The 7,781-nt window shown below is 73.4% G+C and carries 4 protein-coding genes; 3 read left to right on the top strand and 1 reads right to left on the bottom strand.

Translation table 11 applies throughout. The features are described 5' to 3' along the window. The 3 genes from MCAG_RS08330 to MCAG_RS08320 form a co-directional block, all read left to right on the top strand. A partial coding sequence (locus tag MCAG_RS08330) for an alkaline phosphatase (RefSeq protein ID WP_083802228.1) occupies positions 1 to 1,334 on the top strand: 1,334 nt, incomplete at its 5' end. Positions 1,335 to 1,698: 364 nt separating this feature from the next. After that, positions 1,699 to 4,878, top strand: coding sequence for an isoleucine--tRNA ligase (gene ileS, locus MCAG_RS08325; RefSeq protein ID WP_007072519.1), 3,180 nt, complete (start codon positions 1,699 to 1,701; stop codon positions 4,876 to 4,878). A gap of 316 nt (positions 4,879 to 5,194) precedes the next feature. Further along, on the top strand, positions 5,195 to 5,896 hold the full coding sequence (locus tag MCAG_RS08320) for a 1-acyl-sn-glycerol-3-phosphate acyltransferase (protein ID WP_036372851.1): 702 nt from the start codon (positions 5,195 to 5,197) through the stop codon (positions 5,894 to 5,896). A 29-nt stretch (positions 5,897 to 5,925) separates the two neighbouring features. On the opposite strand, the gene MCAG_RS34575 is transcribed toward MCAG_RS08320, so the two are convergent. Continuing rightward, the gene (locus tag MCAG_RS34575) at positions 5,926 to 7,593 is read right to left on the bottom strand and encodes a hypothetical protein (RefSeq protein ID WP_007072517.1); all 1,668 of its coding nucleotides are present in this window, start codon (positions 7,591 to 7,593) and stop codon (positions 5,926 to 5,928) included. Between the last annotated feature and the right edge of the window lie 188 nt (positions 7,594 to 7,781).

Raw genomic sequence — 7,781 nt, 5'->3', positions numbered from 1 at the left:
AGGTGAGCCGCCGGCCCGACCTGCGCGGCGCGCGGCTGCTGCGCGGCCCGGTGCTCGACCCGTCCGCCGACCTCACCGGCCGGGTGCGCCTGCGCGGCCTGCCGTGCGGGGAGCGGCTGCACTACCGGGTGTCGGTGGAGAGCCTGGACCGGCACGGGGTGCGCAGCGAGCCGCTGGTCGGCTCGTTCGCCACCGCGCCCGGCGCGCACGGCCGGCGGGGGGTGCGGTTCGTCTGGACCGGCGACATCGCCGGACAGGGGTGGGGCATCGCCCCCGACTTCGGCGGAATGCGGATCTTTCAGGCGATGCGGGCGGTCCGCCCGGACTTCTTCTTGTGCAGCGGCGACACCGTGTACGCCGACGGGCCGCTCGCCGAGACGGTGACCCTGCCCGACGGCCGGATCTGGCGCAACCTGGTCACCCCGGAAAAGAGCAAGGTCGCCGAGACCCTCGCCGAGTACCGGGGGCAGTTCGCGTACAACCTGCTCGACGAGCACCTGCGCGCGTTCGTCGCCGAGGTGCCGCAGGTCAACCAGTGGGACGACCACGAGGTCACCAACAACTGGTACCCCGGGGAAGTCCTGACCGACGCCCGGTACACGGAGCAGCGGGTCGACGTACTGGCCGCTCGGGCCCGGCAGGCGTTCGGCGAGTGGCTGCCCGTGCCGGCGGGCGGGCCGCTGTACCGGAAGCTGTCGTACGGGCCGCTGCTCGACGTCTTCGTGCTGGACATGCGCACCTACAAGGACCCCAACGACGGCAACACGTACGCCGACCCGAAGCGCGGCCTGCTGGGCCGGGAACAGCGGGACTGGCTGGTCCAGGAGTTGAAGCGGTCCCGGGCGACGTGGAAGGTGATCGCCAACGACCTGCCGATCGGCCTGGTGGTGCCGGACGGGTCGGCGCAGGAGGGCGTGGCACAGGGCGACCCCGGCGCGCCCGCCGGGCGGGAGCTGGAGTTCGCCGAGGTGCTGGGCGCGGCACACCGGGCCGGGGTGACCGGAATCGTGTTCCTCACTGCCGACGTGCACTACACGGCGGCGCACCACTACGACCCGGCGCGGGCGGCGGTGGCCGACTTCACCCCGTTCTGGGAGTTCGTCTCCGGTCCGGCGCACGCCGGCGCGTTCGGGCCGAACGCCCTGGACGGCACGTTCGGCCCGAAGGCGGTCTACGTGAACGCCCCGCCGCGGGCGAACATGTCCCCGGCCGAGGGCTTCCAGCACTTCGGCGAGGTGGCCATCGACGGGGAGTCGGGCGCGTTCACGGTGCACCTGCGCGACCGCGACGGCGTCTCGCTCTGGACCACCACCCTGCCCGCCCCGGGCCGCTGACCTGACCCGGCCTGGCCTGGCCTTGAGCAGTTGCCGTCCGAGCCGGACGGCAACTGTTCAAGGCCAGGCGGGCGGGGCGGCGTTTAGTCGGCGGCGGGAGGCCGGGGCGATCGCGTATTGTTGAGTGATCAGGCGACGACCCGGCCATCACCGGCGAGCCTCCGGAAGAACAGCCGGCGCAACCCGGCCCAGTAGAACCGGACGGGTCCGGCCCGTCACAGCCGGCAACGAGCGGGCGGTCGATCCTGGCCGCCAAGCGGGGTGGTACCGCGGGCCTGCCCCGGGCGCCGGCAACGGCGTACCGGAGAAGGCTCGTCCTCGCAGACCCACACATGAGTGAGCTGCGCGAGGAGAGCGACCCCCGATGGCCTATCCGTTGCACGACCCGACCGCCGCCGGTGTCCCGGCGAGCCCCGACCTGCCCGCGGTCGAGCGCCGGGTGCTGGAGCACTGGGCGGCCGACAAGACCTTCGAGGCCAGCGTCGAGGCCCGTCCCGCCGGGGAGGACGGGAAGAACGAGTACGTCTTCTACGACGGCCCGCCGTTCGCCAACGGCCTGCCGCACTACGGCCACCTGTTCACCGGGTACGTCAAGGACGCGGTGCCGCGCTACCAGACGATGCGCGGGCGGCACGTCGAGCGGCGCTTCGGCTGGGACTGCCACGGCCTGCCCGCCGAGGTGGTCGCCGAGAAGCAGCTCGGCATCACCAGCAAGGCGGAGATCCTCGACCTCGGTGTGGCCCGGTTCAACGAGGCGTGCCGCACCTCGGTGCTGGAGTTCACCCAGGACTGGGAGCGGTACGTCACCCGGCAGGCCCGCTGGGTCGACTTCGCCAACGACTACAAGACCCTCGACCTGGACTACATGGAAAGCGTCATGTGGGCCTTCAAGACCCTGCACGACAAGGGCCTGGTCTACGAGGGCTTCCGGGTGCTGGCGTACTGCTGGCGGTGCGAGACCCCGCTGTCGAACACCGAGACCCGGATGGACGACGTCTACCGGGACCGGCACGATCCGACGCTGACGGTGTGGTTCGAGCTGACCGCCGACGAGTCCGCGCCCGAGTTGGTACGCGGCCCGGTGCGCCTCGGCGTGTGGACCACCACGCCGTGGACCCTGCCGTCGAACCTGGCGCTCGCCGTCGGCCCCGACATCGAGTACGCGGTGCTGGAGCACCGGGGTTCCCCCGACAGCGAGCGCAGGGGCGACCGGTACGTCGTCGGCGCGGCGCGGCTGGGCGCGTACGCCAAGGAGCTGGAGGGGTACGAGCGGGTCGGCACCGTGTCCGGCCGGGACCTGGTCGGCCGCCGCTACACCCCGCTGTACGACTTCCTCGTCGAGCGGGCCGGCGGGAACGCGTACCAGGTGCTGGGGGCGGAGTTCGTCACCACCGAGGACGGTACCGGGATCGTCCACCTCGCTCCGGCCTTCGGTGAGGACGACCAGAACGTCTGCAACGCCGCCGGCATCCCGACCGTCGTCACCGTGGACGACCACACCCGGTTCACCGCGCTGGTCCCGCCGTATGCCGGCGAGCAGGTCTTCGACGTCAACAAGCCGGTGATCCGGGAACTCAAGGAGCGGGGGGTGGTGCTGCGGCAGGACACCTACACCCACTCCTACCCGCACTGCTGGCGCTGCGACACCCCGCTGGTCTACAAGGCGGTGTCGTCGTGGTTCGTCGCGGTGACCCGGTTCCGCGACCGGATGGTCGAGCTGAACCAGCAGATCAACTGGACGCCCGGGCACATCAAGGACGGCTCGTTCGGCAAGTGGCTGGCCAACGCCCGGGACTGGTCGATCAGCCGCAACCGGTTCTGGGGCTCGCCGATCCCGGTGTGGAAGTCCGACGACCCGACGTACCCCCGCCTGGACGTGTACGGCTCCCTCGACGAGATCGAGCGGGACTTCGGCGTACGGCTGACCGACCTGCACCGGCCGGCGGTCGACGAGCTGGTCCGCCCCAACCCGGACGACCCGACCGGGCGCTCGATGATGCGCCGGGTGCCGGAGGTGCTGGACTGCTGGTTCGAGTCCGGCTCGATGCCGTTCGCCCAGGTGCACTACCCGTTCTCCAACCGCGACTGGTTCGAGCACCACTACCCGGGTGACTTCATCGTCGAGTACATCGGGCAGACCCGCGGCTGGTTCTACACCATGCACGTGCTGGCCACCGCGCTGTTCGACCGGCCGGCGTTCCGCAACTGCCTCAGCCACGGCATCCTGCTCGGCTCCGACGGGCGCAAGATGTCCAAGAGCCTGCGCAACTACCCGGACGTCTACCACGTCTTCGACTCGTACGGCTCCGACGCGATGCGGTGGATGCTGATGTCCTCGCCGGTGCTGCGCGGCGGGGACATGCCGGTCACCGAGGGGTCGATCCGGGACGCCGTCCGGCAGGTGTTGCTGCCGCTGTGGAACGTCTGGTACTTCTTCTCGCTCTACGCCAACGCCGACTCGTACACCGCGAAGCGGCGGGTGGATTCCACCCACCTGCTCGACCGGTACGTGCTGGCGAAGACGAACGAGCTGGTCGCCACGGCGCAGGGGCAGCTCGACGCGTACGACATCTCGGGTGCCTGTGCGACCGTCCGGTCGTTCCTCGACGCGCTGACCAACTGGTACGTCCGCCGGTCCCGCGACCGGTTCTGGTCCGGCGACGCCGAGGCGTTCGACACCCTGTGGACGGTGCTGGAGACGCTGTGCCGGGTGGTGGCGCCGCTGGCGCCGCTGACCGCCGAGGAGATCTGGCGCGGCCTCACCGGGGAGCGGTCGGTGCACCTGACCGACTGGCCGGCGGCCGAGGAGTTCCCCGCCGACCACGACCTCGTCGCGGCGATGGACGCCGTCCGGGACGTCTGCTCGGCGGCGCTGTCGCTGCGCAAGGCCAAGGGGCTGCGGGTGCGGTTGCCGCTGTCGCGGCTGACGGTGGCCTCGCCGGTGGCGGCGCAGCTACGCCCGTTCGCCGACCTGGTCGCGGACGAGGTCAACGTGAAGGCCGTGGAGTTCTCCGAGGAGGTCACCAGCTACTGCCAGCAGGTGCTGACGGTGGTGCCCCGGGCACTCGGCCCTCGGGTCGGCAAGCAGGTGCAGCAGGTGATCAAGGCGGTCAAGGCGGGGGAGTGGAAGCTGGTCGACGGCGCCCCGGTCGCCGCCGGGGTCACCCTCGCCGAGGGCGAGTACGAGCTGCGCCTGGTCGCCGCCGACGCCGAGCACTCCGCGCCGCTGCCCGGCGGTGAGGGCGTGGTGGTGCTCGACACGGAGGTCACCGCAGAGCTGGCCGCCGAGGGGCTGGCCCGTGACGTGGTGCGGGTGGTGCAGCAGGCCCGCCGGGACGCCGACCTGGACGTCTCGGACCGGATCGTGCTGACGCTGTCGGCCTCGGCGGAGGTCCGGGCGGCGGTGTCGGCGTACCGGGACTTCGTGGCCCGGGAGGTGCTCGCCGACTCGGTCGACGTGGCGGAGGAAGGCGCCGGCCTCGCCGGCTTCACCGGCGAGGTCGGCGACGGCGAGGGCGTGACGGTCGCGGTCCGCCGCGCCTGAGCCGGGTGTGAGGAGGGGCCCCCTGTTAACGCTTCCTGTAGAGGAGGGGGCCCCTGTCAACCGCCGCGAGCCGCGCCGACCTACCCGGCTCCGCGGCCACCGGGGCGTGCACTCGACCGCACCGAGCCGTCGCCGGCCACGGAGCGGGCGGGCGACCACCCGTGCGGGCGGGCTGGACCGCGTCGGCTAACGTGACATCGCCCGTACCAGCACGACCGCCGGTACCGGCACGACTACCGTCCCGCTCGACCGACTGTCCCCGTACGATCGACCGTCACCGCTCGACCGACTGTCCCAGCACGACCCCGGAGGACCAGTGCCGCTGCTCTACACCATCGGCAAGCTCACCGTGGCACCCACGCTCCGGTTGGCCTTCCGACCGACCGTGGAGGGTCTTGAGCACATCCCGGAGACGGGCGGCGCGATCTTCGCGGGCAACCACCTCTCGGTCGCCGACGAGCTGTTCCTCGGTACGGTTGTGCCCCGGCACCTGGCGTTCTGGGCCAAGTCGGAGTACTTCAAGGGCACCGGTGTGAAGGGTGCCGTCTCCAAGTTCGTGCTCACCGGCCTGGGGGCGATCCCCGTCGAGCGGGCCGGCGGCCGGGCCGCCCTGTCCGCGTTCGACGCGGCGATCCCCGCCCTGCGGGGCGGCGACCTGGTCGCCGTCTACCCGGAGGGGACGCGCTCGCCGGACGGCCGGCTCTACCGGGGACGCACCGGTGCCGCCCGGCTGGCGGTCGCGGCCGGCGTGCCGATCATCCCGGTCGGCATGATCGGCACGGACAAGGCCCAGCCGATCGGTGCCCGGGTGCCCTGGCCCGGCAAGGCGAAGATCGTCGTCCGGTTCGGCAAGCCGCTGGACTTCACCGGCCGCCCCGACGACCGGACCTCGCTGCGCGAGATGACCGACGAGCTGATGAGCGAGATCCAGAAGCTCACCGGTCAGGAGTACGTCCCGCGCTACGCGCCGCTACGCGCCCACCCGCCGGCCAGCGGCGAGTCCCCGACCGGGGCCTGATTCCTCGGCCGGCAGCCCGTTGGCGGACGTCACACCACGCCGGAGCCCACCTGATCCGGGGTGATGATCCGTTCGCGCATCACGTCCAGCAGCCGGGCGCTGTCGTCGACGGAGAGCTGGGTGAAGATCCCGGTGGTGAGGCTGCCGTGGTCGACCGAGGTGCAGACCACCACGTCGGTGCCGTCGAGCGCGCCGATGGCGCAGCGGGCGAACCTGCCCCGCACATCGGTGTCGACTACCTGCGGATCGCCGAGCTGGTATCGCTGGGTGAGCCGGGCCAGTTCGTCGTCCGCGTCGCCTTCCGGGGTCAACCGGAAGCCGGTGCCGCCGAACACGGTGACGGGCTTGCCGGTCGACGAGGCGTACACGCCGGCGAAGGTGTCCTCGGCCAGCAGGTGTGCCTCGCGCATCTCGGTCTCCAGCTGCTTCGCGGCGGTCTCGCTGCGGGCGTCCTCGCGCAGCGACAGGTCGGCGATCTGCGCCGGCAGCGCCGCCTTCGCCGGGTACTGCTCCCACATCGGCTTCAGCCAGTACGCGGGGCAGCCGCAGCAGCAGGCGATGCTCAGCAGCAGCACCCACGGCCAGCGCCGCCGGCGTCGGCGGGCCTTCGGCGCGGGCGGGGGCGGGGTGGGCCGGTGCTGCCGCTGAGCAGGCGGTGGCGGCGACGCCGGGCGGGCCACGGGCGGCGATGACGCCTGACGGCCCGGGGCCGGTGACACCTGGCGGGCAGGCGGCACCGGCCGGGCGGCCGGGGGCGGGCTGACGGGACGGGCCGCAGGCGACACGGGCCGGGCCGCGGGCGACACGGGCCGGGCCGGTTGCGGCGGGGTGACCGGGCGGGACACCGCCGGGGTGCCGCGACTGACGACGGGCGCCGAGCCGGCCGCCGGGCCCGGATACTGCCGGGTGGGTGGCGTCGGCGGGTACGGTGCGGTCGGCGGCATCGGGGGCAGTTCGGCGGAGTGCAGGTCCCAACTGCCGGTGTCCACGCCGGCCCACGGATCCACCGGAACCTGGCTCTCCGGGGGCGGCAGCGGCCCGTGGCCGACCGGGACGGGCGGGGTGGGCTCCGCCGACTCGCCCCAGCTGCGCCTGCGCGGGGCCGGCGGCGGGACCGGCGCGGACCCGCTCCACCGGGGCGCGGGCGGCTCGGCGGCGGCGGGGTCGACGGTCGTCCGGTCCGGACGTACGTCGACCTTCGTGGCGTCGGGGCGGGCATCGATCTTCGTGGCGTCCGGGCGGGCGTCTGTGGCGTTCGGGGGAGCGTCGACCTTCGTCGGCTCGGGACCGGGAGCCGGCGGGGCGGCCACGGCCTCGTCGGGGGCGGACCGTGGCGGCGCGGGCTCGGCCCGGGTGGGCTCCGGCCCCTGCGGCGATCCGGCCTCCGGCAGGGCGTCCGCGACCGGGACGGTCGGCTCGGCGGTCCCGCCGTCGGGAAGGACGCTCGTTCCGGTCGCGTCGAGGGCGTCACCCGCCAGCCCGCCGGCCGAGTCGGCGGTCGTCGCGTCGGCCGTCGGCCCGTCCGCCGTGGCCGGCGCGGCGGCGATCGGCTCCGTGTCGCCGTGCGGGGCCGGCGCGGCGGCCGAGGGTGCGGGGCAGGGGGCCGAGTCTCCGGCGACCGCCGGATCCTGGTCCCGGTCGACGGCCGGCGTGCCCCCGTCGGCCGGTCGATCTGCTCCCGGCTGCGGGTGCGGCATCGCGGCAATCTCCTCTCGCGCCGGTCCGAGGTTAGTACCGGCGTGCCACCGGCGGCGATCCGCCCACGTCCGTGGCGGCCCGTGACCGGTCCTGGTGCCGCTTCCCGGCCGGGAGGGCAGCGGTGTGCGGCGGCGTACCCGGGTCGGGAAGCGATACCGGGTGCTCGCCCCCGGCGGGGCCGGACGCG

The organism is Micromonospora sp. ATCC 39149 (assembly GCF_000158815.1).
GTDB lineage: Bacteria > Actinomycetota > Actinomycetes > Mycobacteriales > Micromonosporaceae > Micromonospora.
The sequence above is the reverse complement of the archived record's forward strand: the minus strand, read 5'-3'. Positions and strand labels throughout refer to the sequence as shown.

Excerpts from the sequence above, each read along its gene's own strand:
- ileS (WP_007072519.1), top strand. The coding sequence starts at position 1,699 with ATGGCCTATCCGTTGCACGACCCGACCGCCGCCGGTGTCCCGGCGAGC.
- MCAG_RS34575 (WP_007072517.1), bottom strand. The coding sequence starts at position 7,593 with ATGCCGCACCCGCAGCCGGGAGCAGATCGACCGGCCGACGGGGGCACG.